Annotated in this window: 16 protein-coding genes; 5 read left to right on the plus strand and 11 right to left on the minus strand. The window is 71.9% G+C overall.

Going from position 1 to position 16,208, the window contains the following annotated elements:
• Window positions 1–39 precede the first annotated feature (39 nt).
• Entirely contained in the window at window positions 40–897 is an 858-nt protein-coding gene (locus M2157_RS40070) for an EamA family transporter (protein ID WP_280867593.1), read from the minus strand.
• A 93-nt stretch (window positions 898–990) separates the two neighbouring features.
• Here M2157_RS40070 and M2157_RS40075 point away from each other — a divergent pair, with 93 nt between their 5' ends.
• Entirely contained in the window at window positions 991–1,563 is a 573-nt protein-coding gene (locus M2157_RS40075) for an XRE family transcriptional regulator (RefSeq protein WP_266524729.1), read from the plus strand.
• A gap of 20 nt (window positions 1,564–1,583) precedes the next feature.
• On the plus strand, window positions 1,584–2,141 hold the full coding sequence (locus tag M2157_RS40080) for a YbaK/EbsC family protein (protein WP_280856265.1): 558 nt from the start codon (window positions 1,584–1,586) through the stop codon (window positions 2,139–2,141).
• Between the two features lie 513 nt (window positions 2,142–2,654).
• Here M2157_RS40080 and M2157_RS40085 read toward each other — a convergent pair.
• The 4 genes from M2157_RS40085 to M2157_RS40100 form a co-directional block, all read right to left on the minus strand.
• Window positions 2,655–3,707 (minus strand): cation diffusion facilitator family transporter, encoded by a 1,053-nt coding sequence (locus M2157_RS40085; RefSeq protein WP_280867594.1) that lies wholly within the window; start codon window positions 3,705–3,707, stop codon window positions 2,655–2,657.
• Between the two features lie 144 nt (window positions 3,708–3,851).
• The gene (locus M2157_RS40090; RefSeq protein ID WP_280856263.1) at window positions 3,852–5,069 is read right to left on the minus strand and encodes a 4-hydroxybenzoate 3-monooxygenase; all 1,218 of its coding nucleotides are present in this window, start codon (window positions 5,067–5,069) and stop codon (window positions 3,852–3,854) included.
• Window positions 5,070–5,155: 86 nt separating this feature from the next.
• A complete protein-coding gene (locus M2157_RS40095) occupies window positions 5,156–6,793 on the minus strand; it encodes an APC family permease (protein ID WP_280856262.1) in 1,638 nt (545 codons plus the stop codon).
• Window positions 6,794–6,944: 151 nt separating this feature from the next.
• On the minus strand, window positions 6,945–7,352 hold the full coding sequence (locus M2157_RS40100; protein ID WP_280856261.1) for a CoA-binding protein: 408 nt from the start codon (window positions 7,350–7,352) through the stop codon (window positions 6,945–6,947).
• A gap of 325 nt (window positions 7,353–7,677) precedes the next feature.
• Between M2157_RS40100 and M2157_RS40105 the strand changes: the two genes are divergently transcribed.
• The 3 genes from M2157_RS40105 to M2157_RS40115 are packed head-to-tail and all read left to right on the plus strand — an operon-like array spanning window position 7,678 to window position 9,604.
• Window positions 7,678–8,394, plus strand: a complete 717-nt coding sequence (locus tag M2157_RS40105) for a hypothetical protein (protein ID WP_280867595.1) — start codon at window positions 7,678–7,680, stop codon at window positions 8,392–8,394.
• Window positions 8,391–8,933, plus strand: a complete 543-nt coding sequence (locus M2157_RS40110; protein WP_280867596.1) for a histidine phosphatase family protein — start codon at window positions 8,391–8,393, stop codon at window positions 8,931–8,933. The genes M2157_RS40105 and M2157_RS40110 overlap by 4 nt, the downstream gene beginning before the upstream one ends.
• A 44-nt stretch (window positions 8,934–8,977) precedes the next feature.
• Window positions 8,978–9,604 (plus strand): YigZ family protein, encoded by a 627-nt coding sequence (locus M2157_RS40115; protein WP_280867597.1) that lies wholly within the window; start codon window positions 8,978–8,980, stop codon window positions 9,602–9,604.
• Window position 9,605: 1 nt separating this feature from the next.
• On the opposite strand, the gene M2157_RS40120 is transcribed toward M2157_RS40115, so the two are convergent.
• From M2157_RS40120 to M2157_RS40145, 6 genes are read right to left on the minus strand one after another with little or no spacing between them, the layout of a single operon-like run.
• The gene (locus M2157_RS40120) at window positions 9,606–10,775 is read right to left on the minus strand and encodes a hypothetical protein (RefSeq protein WP_280867598.1); all 1,170 of its coding nucleotides are present in this window, start codon (window positions 10,773–10,775) and stop codon (window positions 9,606–9,608) included.
• Window positions 10,776–10,834: 59 nt separating this feature from the next.
• Entirely contained in the window at window positions 10,835–11,278 is a 444-nt protein-coding gene (locus tag M2157_RS40125) for a hypothetical protein (RefSeq protein WP_280856256.1), read from the minus strand.
• A gap of 32 nt (window positions 11,279–11,310) precedes the next feature.
• Window positions 11,311–12,015, minus strand: coding sequence for a vWA domain-containing protein (locus M2157_RS40130; RefSeq protein WP_280856255.1), 705 nt, complete (start codon window positions 12,013–12,015; stop codon window positions 11,311–11,313).
• A 55-nt stretch (window positions 12,016–12,070) separates the two neighbouring features.
• Window positions 12,071–13,300: a lipopolysaccharide kinase InaA family protein gene (locus M2157_RS40135; protein ID WP_280856253.1), complete on the minus strand. Its 1,230-nt coding sequence runs from the start codon at window positions 13,298–13,300 to the stop codon at window positions 12,071–12,073.
• The gene (locus M2157_RS40140; protein ID WP_280856252.1) at window positions 13,297–14,586 is read right to left on the minus strand and encodes a serine/threonine protein phosphatase; all 1,290 of its coding nucleotides are present in this window, start codon (window positions 14,584–14,586) and stop codon (window positions 13,297–13,299) included. Before M2157_RS40140 ends, M2157_RS40135 begins: the two co-directional genes overlap by 4 nt.
• Complete coding sequence (locus M2157_RS40145) at window positions 14,583–16,163, minus strand: hypothetical protein (protein ID WP_280867599.1); 1,581 nt, start codon at window positions 16,161–16,163, stop codon at window positions 14,583–14,585. The genes M2157_RS40140 and M2157_RS40145 overlap by 4 nt, the downstream gene beginning before the upstream one ends.
• Window positions 16,164–16,208 lie beyond the last annotated feature (45 nt).

Consider the following 16,208-nt stretch of genomic DNA (forward strand, 5'->3'; position numbering starts at 1 on the left):
TCCGGTGTGGGATGTGACCACCGGGTAGTCAGGACGGAGTCAGCCAGTCGCCAGGAGCAGGGTGCCGAGCAGGGCCAGGCCCGCGCCCGTTGCCTGGAGGGTGCGGAGGCGTTCGCTGAGGAAGCCGCGGGCGGCCAGGGCCGTGACCACCGGGTAAAGCGAGGCCAGGACGGCGGCCACCATGACCGGGCCGTGCTGGGCGGCCACCGAGTACGTGCCGTTCGCCGCCACGTCCGCGAGGCCGATGAAGGCGAGCGCGGGGAGGGAGGACCAGGGGAAGCCGGTGGTCGGGAGCGCGGGCGTGCCCCGTTTCACCGAGACGTACAGGGCCGCGCCGCCCACCGCCACGTTGACCAGGCGTTGCACGAACAGGGCGAGGAACAGGCCGGTGACGGTCGTGGACGCCTCCGCGATCAGGGCGAACACCGTACCGAAGCCGAGAGCCGCGATCAGGGTGAGGACGATCGCCCGGCGTTGCACCGGGGCGCCGCGCAACTGGGGGCCGCCCGCCAGGATCACTCCGGTGACGGCCACCGCGATGCCCGCGGCCTGCGTGAGCCCGGGACGCTCGCCGAGGAAGAGGCCCACGCCGACCGGGACCGCCACGCTCAGCGTGCCCAGCGGAGAGACGACACCCATCGGACCCAGCGCGAGCGCCTTGTAGAAGCAGATCAGGGCGACCGGTCCCGCCAGACCGGCGGCGAACGCGAACCACAGCCGGGGCCCCGCCTCGCTCCAGCCGCCGGTCGCCACCACGATCCCGCCGAGCACGGCCGCGGCGATCGCCTGCGAGACCACCACCACCGTGAGCGCCGGGAGCCGTCGGGTCAGCACCCCGCCGCCGAAGTCGGCCAGGCCCCACAACAGGCTGGTGGCCAGGGCGAAGAATGCTGTCACGGGTCGCCTCGCAGTACAGTTCGGTGAACGATCGGGTGCACCCCACCGTAGTTCATTCAGTTGCACCGTGTCATACAGAATATTGGACGTGAAGTGTCGGACCTCGACCTGCTGACCCAGTCCCTGGCGCGCAATGTCAAGCGCTGGCGGACCGAGCGCGGCTTCACCCTGGACGCGCTCGCCGCCCGAGCCGGGGTCAGCCGCGGCATGCTGATCCAGATCGAGCAGGCCCGGACCAACCCCAGCCTCGGCACGGTCGTGAAGATCGGTGACGCGCTCGGCATCAGCATCACCACGCTGCTCGACTACGAGCAGGGGCCCAAGGTGCGGATCGTCCCGCCGGAGCAGGTCGTGCGGCTGTGGAGCACGGACGCGGGCAGCTGGAGCCGGCTGCTCGCGGGCGCGGAGGCCCCCGGCCCGCTGGAGATGTGGGAGTGGCGGATGATGCCGGGCGAGAGCAGCCGGTCGGATCCGCACCCCGCCGGGACGGTCGAGATCCTGCATGTCACGGAGGGCGAGATGACTCTGACGGTCGACGGTGTCGAGCACCGGGTACCCGCCGGGGCGAGCGTCACCTTCGAGGCCAACGCCGAGCATGTGTACGCCAATCAGGGCGAGGTTCCCGCGCAGTGGATGCTGGCCGTCTCGGTGCCGGCCGTGCCGTGAGCGGCTGTTAGCGTGCCGCCATGGACGCACCCATCGGACACTTCGACCACGCCATCCCTGCCCCTGCCGCCCTCGACGAGCTGACCCGCCCGGTCGCCGACGCCGTACGCCACTGGAGCGGCAGCGTCCCCGCCGAGCAGATCGTGTACGTCGAGACCGACCCGCAGTGGGCCGACACCGCGGTCTTCGTCGAGCACTACGGCCGGGAGCTCCTCGAGCAGTCGGCGAACTGCGTGGTCGTCGCGGGCAAGCGCGGTGGCGAGACCACGCTCGCCGCATGCGTGGTGCTCTCCACCACCCGGGTCGACGTCAACGGGGTCGTCCGCCGCCAACTCGGCGCCCGTAAGGCCTCGTTCGCCTCGATGGACACGGCTACGGGGGAGACCGGCATGGAGTACGGAGGCATCACCCCGATCGGACTCCCGGCCGACTGGCCGCTGTTGGTCGACTCGGCCGTGGTCGACCTGCCGTACGTCCTGGTCGGCAGCGGGCGCCGACGGGGCAAGCTGCTGGTACCGGGGAAGGCCTTCGCGGAACTGCCGGGCGCGGTGGTGCTGGAGGGACTCGGCATCGCCTGATCAGACGGGTAACGGCTAGACCTCGGGCTCGGTGCGGTCCTGGCCTCGGGCTGGAGGGTGCCGGTCTCGGGCCGGTGGGGTCCTGGTCTCGGGCTGGAGGGTTCTGATGTCGGACCGGAGAGTCCTGGCATCGGGCGCCGGTGGGGTCCTGGTCCAAGGCCGGGGATGCTGGCATCCAGCACTCTCCAGCCCTGCGCGGAGTGTGTGCCGCGCACCGCGGCGGAGTGCTCGGCGGCGGGCACGCCCTCTGGCTGGAGGGGTCCTGATTTCGGATTGGAGGGCCCTGGCCTCGGGTGCCTGCCCGAAGTGCGTGCCGCGTGCCCCGACGCGGTGCTCGGCGGCGGCCACGCCGGTGGGGTCCTCATCTCGGGCCGAAGGGTCCTGGCCTCGGGTCGGGGGTGCTGACCTCGGGCTGGCGGGGTCGCTTGCGTCGGGCCGGAGGGTCCTGGCCTCGGATCGGGGGGGGCTGATCTGAGGGCGGAGGGCCTGGCCTCGGCCGGGAGGGTCCTGCTCTCAGGCCGGCGCGTGGTGGGCCAGGGCGTGATGTGGGTCCGCCTCGCCCGGGACCGGTGCCGGGTCGGCGTGTACCAGGGCTGCGGTGAGGCGGGGCACCGCGTACAGCAGGGCGTGCTCGGCCTCGACGGCGACCGCGTGCGACTGACGCACCGTCATCTCCCCGTCCACCACGACCGCCACCTCCGCCCGCAGCCGGTGCCCGATCCAGCGCAGCCTCAACTCACCCACCCCGCACACACCTTCGACCTCCCGCAGCGCACCCTCGGCCCGGTCCACCAGCTCCGGGTCGACGGCGTCCAGCACGCGCCGGAACACCTCACGTGCCGCGTCCCGCAGCACCAGCGCGATCGCGGCGGTGATCGCCAAGCCCACGATCGGGTCGGCGAGTTGCCAACCCAGGGCCGAGCCGCCGGCCCCGATGAGCACGGCCAGTGAGGTGAACCCGTCGGTGCGGGCGTGCAGTCCGTCCGCCACCAGTGCGGCCGAACCGATGTCCCGGCCCACCCGGATGCGGTAGCGGGCGACCCACTCGTTGCCCGCGAAGCCCGCCAGCGCGGCCGCGGCGACCGCCGGGAGGTGCGCCACGGGACGCGGATCGAGCAGCCGGTCGATCGCCGCCCACGCCGCGAAGGCCGCGCTCGCGGCGATCGTCAGCACGATCACGATGCCCGCGAGATCCTCGGCACGGCCGTAGCCGTACGTGAAACGGCGGGTGGCCGCGCGCCGGCCCAGCACGAAGGCGATGCCCAGCGGTACGGCGGTCAGCGCGTCCGCCGCGTTGTGCACCGTGTCGCCGAGCAGCGCCACGGACCCGGACACGGCCACGACGACCGCCTGCATCAGGGCCGTGACACCCAGCACCGCCAGCGAGACCCACAGGGCGCGCATGCCGCGGGCGGAGGACTCCAGGGCGGAGTCGAGTTTGTCGGCGGTCTCGTGGGAGTGGGGGGTGAGGACGTGCGCCAGGCGGTGGCGGAGGCCGTGGCGTTCGCCCTCGTGCCCATGCGGATGGCCGTGACCAGGACCGTGACCGTGCTCGTGGTTGCTCACGTGGGCCCCCTTCCGGTGCGCGCCGAGGTGGGCGTACCGCGCCCACGAAGCCATTATGTGCGTATGCGCGCACGCATGCATCTATGGGTACCGGCAACGTGGCCGACCACCGGCTCAGGGACCGGCCGGTGCACGACTGAGAGGTCAGTACGTGGCCGCCGTACCGAGATACTGCTCCGCGAAGGCCGCCGCGGCGGCAGGTGAGGTGAACAGGCGGCGGAGGCGGGCGAAGGTGGTGCCCGCTCGGTACTCGTCGCCCGACGAAGTGCCGTGGTAGACCTCGGAGAGCCACTGCGAGAACTCCTGGTAGTCCCACACGCGCCGCAGACAGGCCTCCGAGTAGGCGTCGAGGCCGCTGCCGTCGCCCTTGCCGAGGTAGGCGACGAGCGCGTCGCCGAGCAGGAAGGCGTCGTGCAGGGCGAGGTTCATGCCCTTCGCCGCTATGGGCGCGGTGAGGTGGGCGGAGTCCCCGGCGAGGAAGAGCCTGCCGAACGTCATGGGCTCGACCACGTAGTTGTGCATGTCCAGGACGCGCTTCTCGATCAGCCGGCCCTCGGTGAGCGGCGGGGTGCCGTCCGCGCCCAGCCGCTGCTGGAGTTCGGCCCAGACGCGGTCGTGGGACCAGTTCTCGGGGTCGTCGCCGGGCGGGCACTCCAGGTAGTAGCGGGTGACCTCGGGGCTGCGGGCCATGTGCCCGGCGAAACCGTTCGGGTGGATGCCGAACAGGACGCAGTCCGAGGACGGCGGCGCCTCGGCGAGCAGCGCCAGCCAGCCGACGCCGTAGTCGTGCCGGGCGATGCTCGCGGTCTCCGGGAGGACGGTGCGGGTCACCCCGCGGGCCCCGTCGCAGCCCGCCACGAACTCGCAACCGACCAGCTGCCGTTCGCCCGTGGCGGCATCGGTGTACGACACCGACGGCCGGGGTGTCTCCAGGTCGTGCAGCTGGACGTCCTGGACGCCGAAGCGGATCTCGCCGCCCCGTACGTCGGCGTACTCGCGCACCAGGTCCGTCACCAACAGCGGCTGCGGATACACGAAGTGGTGCTGTCCCGTCAGCTCGCCGTAGGCGAAGCGGAAGCGGTCGCCCGCGAAGCGGAACTCGCACTCGGTGTGCAACTGGGCGCGCTCCAGCAGGGCGTCGGCGAGGCCGCGCCGCTGCAGAGCACGAACGGCCCACTCCTCGATGACGCCCGCCCGCGGCCGCTGCTCGATGAACTCGCGGGTCTCCACCTCCAGCACGAGGCAGTCCACACCCTCGGCTCGCAGGACGTTGCCGATGGTGAGTCCGGCGGGTCCGGCGCCGACGATGACGACCGGAAAGCGTTGTGGAGCACCGGAGTTGGCGTGGGAGGCGGAGGTCACCCGAACATTATGTCGGTGCCCTGGGGAGGGCGGGAGCGGTGCCGGGGCTCCTCCACACGCGGAGGCGCCCCGTCCGGAGTGTCTCCTCAGTGCGCGGGCGCCTCGGTGACGACGACCTCGGCGATGCTCCGCTCGATGTCCTCGGGTCGGGAGGCGGTCGCCTTCGCCCAGTAGTAGATCACCAGCGAGAAGGCGGTGACGACCAGCATGTCCCACCACAGGCCCAGGTGTCCCTGGCCGCCGAAGCCGCCCTGCCAGGAGATCAGGCCGAGACCGAGCAGGTAGACCGGCAGCCACTGTGCGGCCTTCCAGTCGAGCCGGGGAGCGTCGGGCAGTTCGTTGGCCACCGCGTACCAGGCGTAGACGCCGAGCAGGAGGTAGCCGAGGACGATGGCCACCCCGAGCCGCCACAGGGTGTCCCAACCCGCCCAGTAGATGATCAGGTTGGCCACCACGAACGACAGCGGGGCGAGCACCTTGCCGGCGGGGAGCCGGTACGGGCGCTCCAGGTGAGGCATCCGCTCGGCGAACACGCCATATGCGAGCGGCGCGCCGGCGTACATGAGGACACTCGCCGAGGTGATGAAGCCGACCAGCTCCTGCCAGCTGGGGAAGGGCAGGAAGCAGACCACGCCCGTCACGAAGGACATGATCAGTCCGAACCACGGCACGCCTCGCCGGTCGGTACGGGCGAACACCTTCGGCAGGTAGCCGTTCTTGGCCAGACCGAAGGAGACGCGGGAGGTCGCGGTCGTGTAGATCAAGCCGGTGCCGCCGGGGGAGACCACTGCGTCGAGGTACAGAATCACGCTCAGCCAGCCGAGGCCCACCAGGGTCGCAAGGCCGGCCCAGGGTCCGCTGATGCCCTCGAAGTTCAGCTTGGCCCAGCCGTGGGCGAAGGCGGAATGCGGGAGGGCGACGATGAACACCAGCTGGAGCAGGACGTAGATGACGGCGCCGATCGCGACCGAGCCGAGCGTCGCCCGGGGCAGGTCCCGCTTCGGGTCACGGCTCTCGCCGGCGAGCTGGATCGCCTGCTCGAAGCCCAGTAGCGCGAAGATGATGCCGCTGGAACTGATCGCGCTCAGCACGCCCTTGGCGCCGAACGGCGCGAATCCCTCCGAAGTGAAGTTGCCCGGATGGAAGTTGCCGATCGCGATGACGAAGATGGCGGCGAGCGGCACCGCGATCTTCCACCAGGTGGCCGCGCTGTTGGTGAACGCGAGTACTCGGACGCCGAGGAAGTTGACGGCGACGAACACGGCCATGAGGAACACGGCGACCGCGAGACCACTGGCGGTGAGCGTGCCGTCGGCGTGCTGGAAGCCCTTCGCCCAACTCCAGTGCCCGGCATACCCGATCATGGCCTCGACCTCGATCGGTGCCACGGTCGCCGCCTGGAGCCAGGAGAACCAGCCGAAGGACATTCCGGCCAGGCCGCCGAAAGCGTAGTGCGGATAGCGTGCGGTACCGCCCGCCACCGGGAACATGCCGCCCAGTTCTGCGTGCACCAGGGCCAGCAGGACGATGGCGACCGCGCCGATGATCCACGAGATGATCGCCGCGGGGCCGGCCATGACGACCGCCTTTTCGGCGCCGTAGAGCCAGCCCGAGCCGATGATGGACCCCACCGAGGCCCACATGAGGCCGATCAGTCCCACGTCCCGCCGCAGGCCGCCGCCCGGCTTCCCCTTTGTCTCAGGTGCTGAATCGACGCTTACCATAAATTAAGGGGCCTCTCACGAATTACATACATTTACTGTGTGAGCGGCCCCAGGTTACGAATCAACCGCCTTTGGCTTAAAGGCGGTTGTCGTATATTTGACTTCTTTACGGGGAATTCCTTGCGAGCGTTTCAGGAATTCGGGAAGGACATCAGTGCAGGCGGGGGATCTCGATCGCCGGGCACCGGTCCATGACCATGTCGAGGCCGGCGGCGCGGGTGCGGGCGTAGGCCGCCTCGTCGATGACGTCCAACTGGAACCAGACGGCCTTCGCGCCCTTGGCCACGGCCTCGTCGGCGACCGCTCCCGCGAGGTCGCTGTTCACGAACACGTCGACGACGTCCACGTCGAAAGGGATCTCCGCGAGGGAGGCGTACCCCTGCTCGCCGTGCACCGTCTCCGCCTTGGGGTGGACCGGCACGATCCGCTTGCCGTGGCGCTGGAGCACTTCGGCGACGCCGTAGGCCGCGCGCCGCTGGTTGGACGACAGGCCGACGATCGCCCAGGTGTCGCCGAGCTCGGTGAGGATCCTGCGGACAGTTGCTGAGTCGCCGTGCACGCTCGGCTCCTTGCTCTGGATACGAGGACTGTTGTGATCGGGAAACAGCCGGCGGGCGCGGTTTGATTCCGGGCGGTCCTGTCTGGACGCCGGTCCATCGACTGCCTGTCGCGGGGGCTTTCGGCCAGTCCCGCACGGTCTGCGGCCAGGGCGAGAAGTCCGGTTCATGGACGTTGGATCAGGGCCACGAGTCCGAAGACCTTCCACCCCCTGCACGTCGATGAATGGGCCGAGGGAGTGGCTGTGGGTGGTTGAATCCCGTACCCGTGTCCGGAATACCGGTCAGTCACCTGCGCGGTGCCCTTCGTCCGCCTACGCTCGGCCCGTGCTGCGTATCACCGACGCCCGGACCGGCCGGCCCGTAGACGCCGTCGTCGCCCGCAGGGGCCTGACCCGGGTCGAAGCCCATGTACGGGGCTACGACATCTCCGCTCTCCGAGTCCTGCTCGTCGCGGATCTCCTGGTCAGGGCCCTGGAAATCGGCGGCACGCCCGTGTGGGCGCTGCTCAGCGGCGACCGTGAACAGGCGGAGCTGCACGCGGGCGCCGCCGCCCTGGGCATCCGGCCCTTCGAGGACCGCCGGGACGTCGGCCCCGGGTGGGGCGAGTCCCAGGTCGTCCATGTGGTGGCAGAGGGCGGCGCGGCTCCGGACGGCGTACGGGTCGCCGTCGCGCCCGTCGAGACGCCGGACATTCCGGAGGGCGCCGACCCCGCCGTGGTCCGCCTCGCCCTGCTCGTCCCGCCCCGGAGCACGCCCGCACGGCTCGACGAGGAAATCCTGGGCGAGGCCCACGACACCCTCGCACGCTGGCGCCGGGCCGTCGCCGCCTGGGCACGGCATCCGTCACGGCCCGTCCCCGACGAGGTGCGCGGACGGCTCCGTACCGCCTGGGAGGACGACCTGGACGTACCCGAGGTGTTGAAGGTGCTGCGGTGGGTCGAGGAGTCGGACCTGCCGGAAGGCGCCCGGTTCGAGACGTACGCCCACGCGGACCGGCTGCTCGGTCTCGACCTCACCCGCGACCTGGGATCCCCGGCGTGACGGCGCGCACCGGAGCGGGCCCGCTGCGCCGCCTGGTCGTGCTGAGACACGCCAAGTCCGCCTGGCCCGAGGGCGTCGCCGACCACGACCGCCCACTGGGACCCCGCGGCCGCCGGGACGCGCCCGAGGCGGGCCGCGCCCTCGCCGCCTCCGACCTGCTCCCCGACCTCGCCCTGTGCTCCACCGCCGTACGCGCCCGGCAGACCTGGGAGCTGGCGTCCGCCCAGTGGGGCACCCCACCGCCGGTACGCCTCGACCCGGAGCTGTACGGGGCCGACGTACCGGAGCTGCTCGCGGCCGTGCACGAGGCACCTCCCCAGGTCGTGACGCTGCTCCTCGTGGGACACAACCCCGGTCTGGAGGAACTCGTCCTCACGCTGGCCGGGGACAGCCTCGACGACGCTCTGGACGTGGTGCGCGTGAAGTTCCCGACCTCGGCGATCGCGGTGCTGACCTGGCACGGCACGTCCTGGCGGACCCTGGAGCCGGGGACGGCACTGCTCACGTCCGTGATGGTGCCGCGGGGCAGAAGGCCATGAGCCGGCCCGTCGGGACGCCCTCACCGACGGATTAGGCTGACCGGATGCAGGACGAGTACCGCACAGTGGCCCGCGCGGGTGTGCACGAGACCGAGGTCAACCGCTCCCGCTTCCTGTGCGCCCTCGCCCCGGCGGCCACCGAGAAGGAGGCCCAGGACTTCATCGCGTCCGTCCGCAAGGAGCACGCCGACGCCACCCACAACTGCTACGCGTACGTCATCGGCGCCGACGCCGCGATCCAGAAGGCGAGCGACGACGGCGAACCCGGCGGCACCGCAGGCGTTCCCATGCTCCAGATGCTGCTGCGCCGCGACATGCGGTACGTCGTCGCCGTCGTCACCCGCTACTACGGCGGCGTCAAGCTCGGCGCGGGCGGCCTGATCAGGGCGTACGGCGGCGCGGTCGGCGAGGCCCTGGACGCGGTCGGCACCCTCACCCGCCGCCGGTTCCGCCTCGCCACGGTGACCGTCGACCACCAGCGCGCCGGCAAGGTGCAGAACGACCTGCACTCGACCGGACGCGAGGTGCGGGACGTGTGGTACGGCGAGGCCGTCACCATCGAGATCGGGCTGCCGGACGCCGACGTGGACGCCTTCCGGGGGTGGCTCGCCGACGCCACCGCGGGGACGGCCGGGTTCGAGCTGGGCGGGGAGGCCTACGGGGACGCGTGAGTCAGGTGGGCGAGGGCTCAGGCGTCAGGTCCTCCTCGCCGATCTGCGTGCCCGACTGGTAGATGGTCACGACATTGCCGTGTATCTCGTACCGGTAGGGGCCGTTGCGGGCCTCGTAGCCCTCGCTCGTCCGCTCCGCCTCCATGGCGATTCCCGCCTCCCGCCGGTCGCTGAACTCGCCGTAGTAGTACAGCGTCCCGGACGTCGTACGGCACAGGGTGATCTGCTTGTTCGAGGTGCGGAACGCCTCGACCAGCTCGGCGCCGTCGCCGTCGGGGAGTCGGTCGGCGATGCGGGCCGGGCAGGTCTCGGCCACGGTGGTGTCGTTCGTGCCGCCCGAGTCCGAGGAGTCGAAGGCGCCGTCACAGCCCTTCGCGAACAGGCCCAGCAGGAAGAGCAGCACCACGAAGCCGACGCAGCCGCCCACGCAGCCGCCGCTCTTCGACTTGCGCGGCGGGGTGTAGACCGGCCGGGGAGGCGGCGCGTAGACCGGCGCCGGGCGCGGCGGCGGGACGGGGGTGGTGGTCGGGGTGGTCGGCCGGTACCCGGTGCTGGGGGAGGACGGGAAGAACACGCCTTCCTCGGTACGGGGCCGGGTGCCGCTCGACGCGGCACCGGTGCGCCGGGTCGACGCACCGGACGTGCCGGGACGCGAGGACGCCGGCCTCGGCCGGGACGTCGAAGAGGCCCCCGCGCCCCCGGTGCCGGTGCGGGGCGGGGATTTCTTGGCCGGTGGCTTGCGGGGCGCGGTCTTCTTCGCGGAGGCGTCCCCGGAGGGCGACGGTTTGGGGGACTTCGGGGACTTGGGGGTGCCCTTCTTCGCCGCCGCCTTCCAGGAGGTGCCGCAGGTGAGGCAGGACACGTCCGTGCGCGCGTTGTACGTGTCGCACTCCGAACAGCGCCAGTCGGCGGTCGGGCGCCCGGCACTCCCGGGCCGCTTCGCCGGCGGCCGGGGCGCGCTCGCCTTCTTCGCGGCGGGCTTGGACGCCGCGGGCGCCTTGGCTGCCTCGGAAGCCCTGGGCGTCTTGGTTGCCGCGCTCGCCGCGGAGTCCCGCCGGGCCTCGCCGCAGACGGTGCAGGACGCCTCCGCGGGCCCGTTGAACGTGTCGCAGTCCGCGCAGCGCCAGTTGGCCGATGCCACCACCTCCGCGCCGCCCTCCTCACTCGTCACTCGTGTCCGTCACGGTCCTGGGGATCTTGGGGTTCGGGCCCCAGGTCAGTCCCGTGCCGTCATCCTGTGTCGGCGTCGATGCGGGCCGAGACGGCCGCGAACAACTCCTCCGACGCCGCACCCGCGGGTGCGGCGATCCACTCCGGCGAGTCCACCGGCACCCGCTGCCACCCGGCCTCCTCGGCGGTGTCGGGCGGCTGCTCCGGGATGCCGAAGCGCCGGCGCAGCAGGTCGGTGTACTGCTCCGCTTCCTCCAGCCGGTCCGCCGCGACATCCACTCGGACCACCAGGAGCCCGGGCGTCGGGCCCTCGGGGAAGCGCAGATGGAAGACCCACTGGGACAGCCCGTCGGGGCCCTGCGGAAGCAGCCGTACGTGTGTGCAGTGCCGCGCTTCCGACTTGATGGAGCTGTACCGGCTCCAGTCGAAGGTCAGAAAGCCGTCGCTGTGGCATGCCAACCGGAACTCCGGCCAGTCGAGCGTCACGGGCTGGCCGGAGTTCACGGGCCGGTTGGGGTGCACAGACCGGTCGGGCTTCACAGGCTGTTCGCGATCGTCTCGATGATCTCGTCCATCTCGAACTCCTCCAGCCCCTGACCGGCCTTGGAGGCGAAGTGCAGGGTGAGGTCCCACTCCTCGGCGATCGGGTCGGACCAAGGCGCCTGGTCCGGCGCGAACAGCACGAGCCGCTTCGCGGACTGCTCCATCACCGCGGTCTGGCTGCGGGCGTACCCCCACTGCTCGAACAGGTCGTCGAGGCTGCTGGGAATGGCCGCCGGGTACGAGGGCACGGAGGAGTGCGTGCCCAGCGGGTGGGCCGGGGCGTCGGTGAACATCACGATGACGTGGCGCCTGCGGTCCAGGCCTGTCTCCCAGGGCGAGTTGATCGCCAGGGCGAGCGCTTCCAGACCCGACTCCGGGTAGTCACCGCCGCCGCCGGCGTCGATACCGCGGACGAAGTCCTCGAAGTCCCCGGACTGCGAGGGCAGTCGCAGGAAGCCGGTCTGCTCGATGGCGTTCGAGGGATCGTCGCCGAAGTCCCGGAAGGCGATGACCTTCAGCCGCAGCTGGCTGATCGCCTTGCCCTTCTTGGCCATCACGTCGTTGAGCCGGTCGTGGAACTGGAGCGCGCTCGACTTCACGTTGTCGAGGACCGGGTACATGCTGCCCGTCGCGTCGATGCACAGCACGATGTCGACGGCGTACTGCAGATTCCCCTGGTACTGCTCGTTGTTGCTCATACGGAGTCTCCTGGGTGGTACGGGCGGGGTGCGTCGGTCGCCGGTGGGCGGGGGGTCATGACGAGCCAGGGCGCGGTCGCCGGTCGCCGAGGTTGATGCGGACGCGGGAAGGGCGTTCCGCGGCGGTGTCGGGAGCGGACGGTGCCGGGGCCGTCGGGGGAGCGGCGGGCTTGGCGGCGGGCTTGGCTTCGCCGGCGGCCGGCCGGGTCGGCTCGGGCGGGGGCGTCGCGGTGCGCGGGCGCGGGGTCGACGCGAGGTTGGTCTTGATCCGGCTGGTGCGCGGGCCGGACGGCTTCGCGGTGTCCGGCGCCGAACCGGGCTTGGCCGAACCGGGCTTGGCCGAAGCGGGCTTGGCCGAGGGGGACTTGGGCTTGGCGGTGCTGGGACGCCGGTGCTGGAGGGCGCACACCTTCGGGTCGGACAGCGCCTTGAGGAATCCGTCCATCCGCGGCCGGCCGCCCGGCGCGCGGGCGGTCATCGAGCGCAGCAGGCCGAGCATCTCGTCCGACAGCCGTGTGTCCAGGTCGAGGTGCTCGCCCGCGTTGACGGCATCCGCCGGTGACCCGTACCGCTTGTCGTGGTGCGGCAGCTCGCCCGTCAGGTACACGTGGGTCATCAGCCCGAGCGCGAACACGTCGACCGCGCAGGTCAGATGCTCCGGTCCGGCCGAGCCGTCGCGCTGCATGTAGCGGCGCCACTCCGGCGCCCCGTACACCGAGTCGCCGGCGATGTCGTCGGGCTCGGGCGGGCTGCCGGAGACGTAGGAGTCGTCGAAGTCGATCAGCTTCGCCGTGTGGAAGGCGGCGCCGTCACGCTTCTGCACCAGCACGTTCAGCGGCTTGAGGTCGCCGTGCACGATCTCGATGTCGTGCAGCTGCTTGAGGCTGTTGCCGAGCGTCTTGAGCAGCACCATCTTGTGGCGGGGCTCCAGGGCCTGCGGCTTCTCCAGACTGGAGGTGTCTATCCGCTCGGTGACCTTGTAGTAGGTGCTGCCCTGGTGGAAGAAGTCGGTGGCCAGCACCAGGTTGCCGCCGCCCCGCGCGTCCGGCCGCAGCCGCTTCATGATGGTCCGGTGCCGGTCCTCGAACTCCTGGGACAGCTGGCGCCGGATGCGCACACTCGGTGAGTCGGCCGCGTCGTCGCGGGGGCGCTTGGGCTCCAGGAACCGCTTGATGAAGTACTGGTCGCCGTCCTTCTCGGCGAACGCCCACATGCATTTGCCGCCGTTGGCGTTCGTGGGCTCGCTGATCAGGCGGTAGCCCCCGATGACATCGCCCTTCTTCATGCGCGCTCCTCGGGTGCCAGGGGCAGATGGGTCTCGTAGCCGGCGCGGTAGGAGTGCCAGGTGGCGTCCTGCCAGGTGCGAACCCTGGCCGGCAGCTCTGCGGCGTCCTCCGCAGAGGGCGCCGGACCGGGTCCCGCCTCGCCCGGGGCGGGGGAGAGCCGGTCCAGACCGCGGGGCCGGGTGCGGATGTAACGGTCCGTCAAGTCGTCCAGACGGGCCGCGAACCGGTCCCGCAGATCAGCGAATCCGCGGTAGCCGAGGGCCACGACGGCGAGCGAGGCGTCGTCCGCCGTGTAGGCCTGCACCTCGCGCCGGATCCGGTCGGCCCACTCGTCGGCGGTGCCGGCCTCCATCAGGGTGCGCAGCAGCAGCGCCTCGAAGTCGGCCGGGGTGTGCACATAGCCGAAGAACCCGTCGGTCGCGGTCACCAGGACACAGGGCAGCGGATACGTCAGCCGCCGGCCGTCGATCTCGAACTCCCGGTCCGCACACACCAGGTTGGTCATGGGCGGGTCCGAGCGCAGCAGCTCCAGCGCGTCGCTCTCCCGGGTGTGGTCGCGGGTGAGCACCTGGAGACCGGCCGCCGGCCTCAGCACGTAGGCACGCGAGTCACCGGCCCACAACGGACGCAGCTCCAGCTCCACTTCGCCCTGGACGCGCACCACCCGGTAGTGCAGCGCGGCGAGCGTGGTGGGCAGTTGACGGCGCATGGTGCCGCTGATCTTGCTGCGGCGCTGCGGGGCATGGTCCAGGAAGTAGCGGAGGTACTCGCGCAGGGTCTCCGGCTCGGCCGGTTCGTCCTCCACCGACACGGCGTGGAACCAGACGTCCGTGGCCAGCCGCGCCACCCGCGCGCCCACCCAGGCGCCGGTGCGGGACTCGCCGTCGGACGCCTGCCACACGGGTGCCGCCCCCGAGCCGCCCGATCCGTCGAAGACGGCGAGCATGCCCTGCTTGCTGTCCTGGTGGTAGGCGACGAACGGATCCGCGTCCTCGCCGCGGCCGGGCACCCGCTCGGTCCACACGGACATCGCCAGCAGCCCCATGCGGTCGTGGTCGACACACCAGATCCGCTGCGGCACGGGCGGCCTGGGCGCGGCGCCCTCGTGGTCCGCGGGGCGCGGCAGGTCCGGCGCGAGGGGAGACCCGAGCGGGGCCGGCGGTGGGGGCGGAGGCGGTGGCCGACGGGAGGGGGTGGGCCACGGGGTCGCCGGAGCCGAGGAACGGCCCGGTGGCAGCCCGGTGGGGGCCGCGTGCCGCGCCGAGTGGTCGTGGTGGTCGGTCATCGCCGCTCCCCGTCGTGTGCTCCGCCGCCCGATCCGTCGGTGCGGGGCCGCTTGGCCGTCCCACGGACCCGGCTCACCCTCGGGGCGGCGGGATCCGTACGGCTGCCACCGCCACCGCCACCGCTGCCGTCGGCCCGGCTGCCGGTACCGCCATCGCCACGGCGGTCCGTTGTGCCGCGGTCTTCGTCCGGGCGGCGGAAGCCGCGGTCGCCCGCGGTGCCGTCCCCGGTGCCGCGGTCCTCGTCCGGGCGGCCGAACCCGTGGTCGCTCCTGGCGCCTTCCCCGGTGCCGTGGTCATCGTCGCGTCGGCCGAAGCCCTTGGGCCTCGGGGCGCCTTCCGCCCGTCCGGTGGTGTCGTCCCCGGCCCCGGTGGAGCCCCGCTCCCGCCAGGGCCGTGCCGTGCCCCCGCTCTCCTCCGTCCCGCCCGAGCGGCGCGGCCCGTCCCAGGGGCGTCCGTCGGGGTCGGCCGGCAGCGGTTCGTCCTCGGGCGGACCGGCGGAAGGAGAGGAACCCGTGCGACGGCCGCCGCTGCCCGACAGACGCGAGCGCGGTGTGCCGCCCTCGTCCCGGACGGGCCCCGCGCCCCGGCCTCGGCGTTCGGAGTCGTCGTACGGCTCCCTGAGCACCTCGCCCTTGAGCGGCTCGCGCTCCCCACCGCGCCCGCCCCGGTCGAGGTCGTCGTCCCGCGCGTCGGGGCCGGGCTCCAGCGCGCGGGTGAGGCTGCCGCGCAAGCGTCCGCGCCGCGTCGCGGTCTCGAACAGACCGTCGCCGTCGCGGAGCACCTCGTCCAGGACGGCGCGTTCCAGCTCGGCCTGCTCGAAGGGCTCCCGGTCGGCGTCACCGCGCTCCAGGACCATGCGCATGACCTCGCGGCGGACCTCCCGCTTCTCCGCCTCGCCCTTCTCGATCCAGGCGAGCGCGGCCCGCGGACCCTCCTTCTCCATGATCTCGGCGATCAGGCCGTCGACGCCCTCCTCGCGGATCATGTCCAGGTGCCGCCTGCGGCGCATGCCGTCCAGCCGGGTCTCGCGCACCACGTCCCGGAACTCCCGGCCGCTGGCGGCGATCTCGTCCTCGTCGACGAGGAGTTCGACCTGGATGTTGCGCAGCCGTATCGCGTCGTCGCCGCTGAACCCGGCCAGAGCGGCGTTGAGCGCCATCTCGGCCTCGTGGAACTCGGCGATGTCGTAGTCCCGGGCAACCGAGCGCAGCGTCTTGCGGAGATAGCCGTAGAGCGCTCCGCTCATGTCGCGGATCCCGCGCGAGACGACCTCGGCGGGGTCGGCGACCCGGCACACGAGGTCCACCCGGCTGCGGAAGGAGAACGTGGCGTCACGGCTGAGGAGCGGGATGTCCAGGATCAGCCGGTGCTCCGTCATGTCGACGGTGAACACACTGCGGTACGCCCCGAACCGCGACGAACGGATCTCCTCGCCACTGCGGATCGTCAGCGAGGGGCCGCTCTCCCGGACGAGGACCAGGGCCCGGCCGGGAACTGGCGGCCGCAGCGGGTTCACCAGCCGCCACTTGGGCACGTCGTCCTCGCTCAGGACCGGGTCGTAGGTCTGTTCCTCCATGTCTCCCCCTCTCCTTCCAGTGCTGTCAGGCATGTGGGCGGTGCG

This window comes from Streptomyces sp. SAI-127 (assembly GCF_029894425.1).
Classification (GTDB): domain Bacteria; phylum Actinomycetota; class Actinomycetes; order Streptomycetales; family Streptomycetaceae; genus Streptomyces.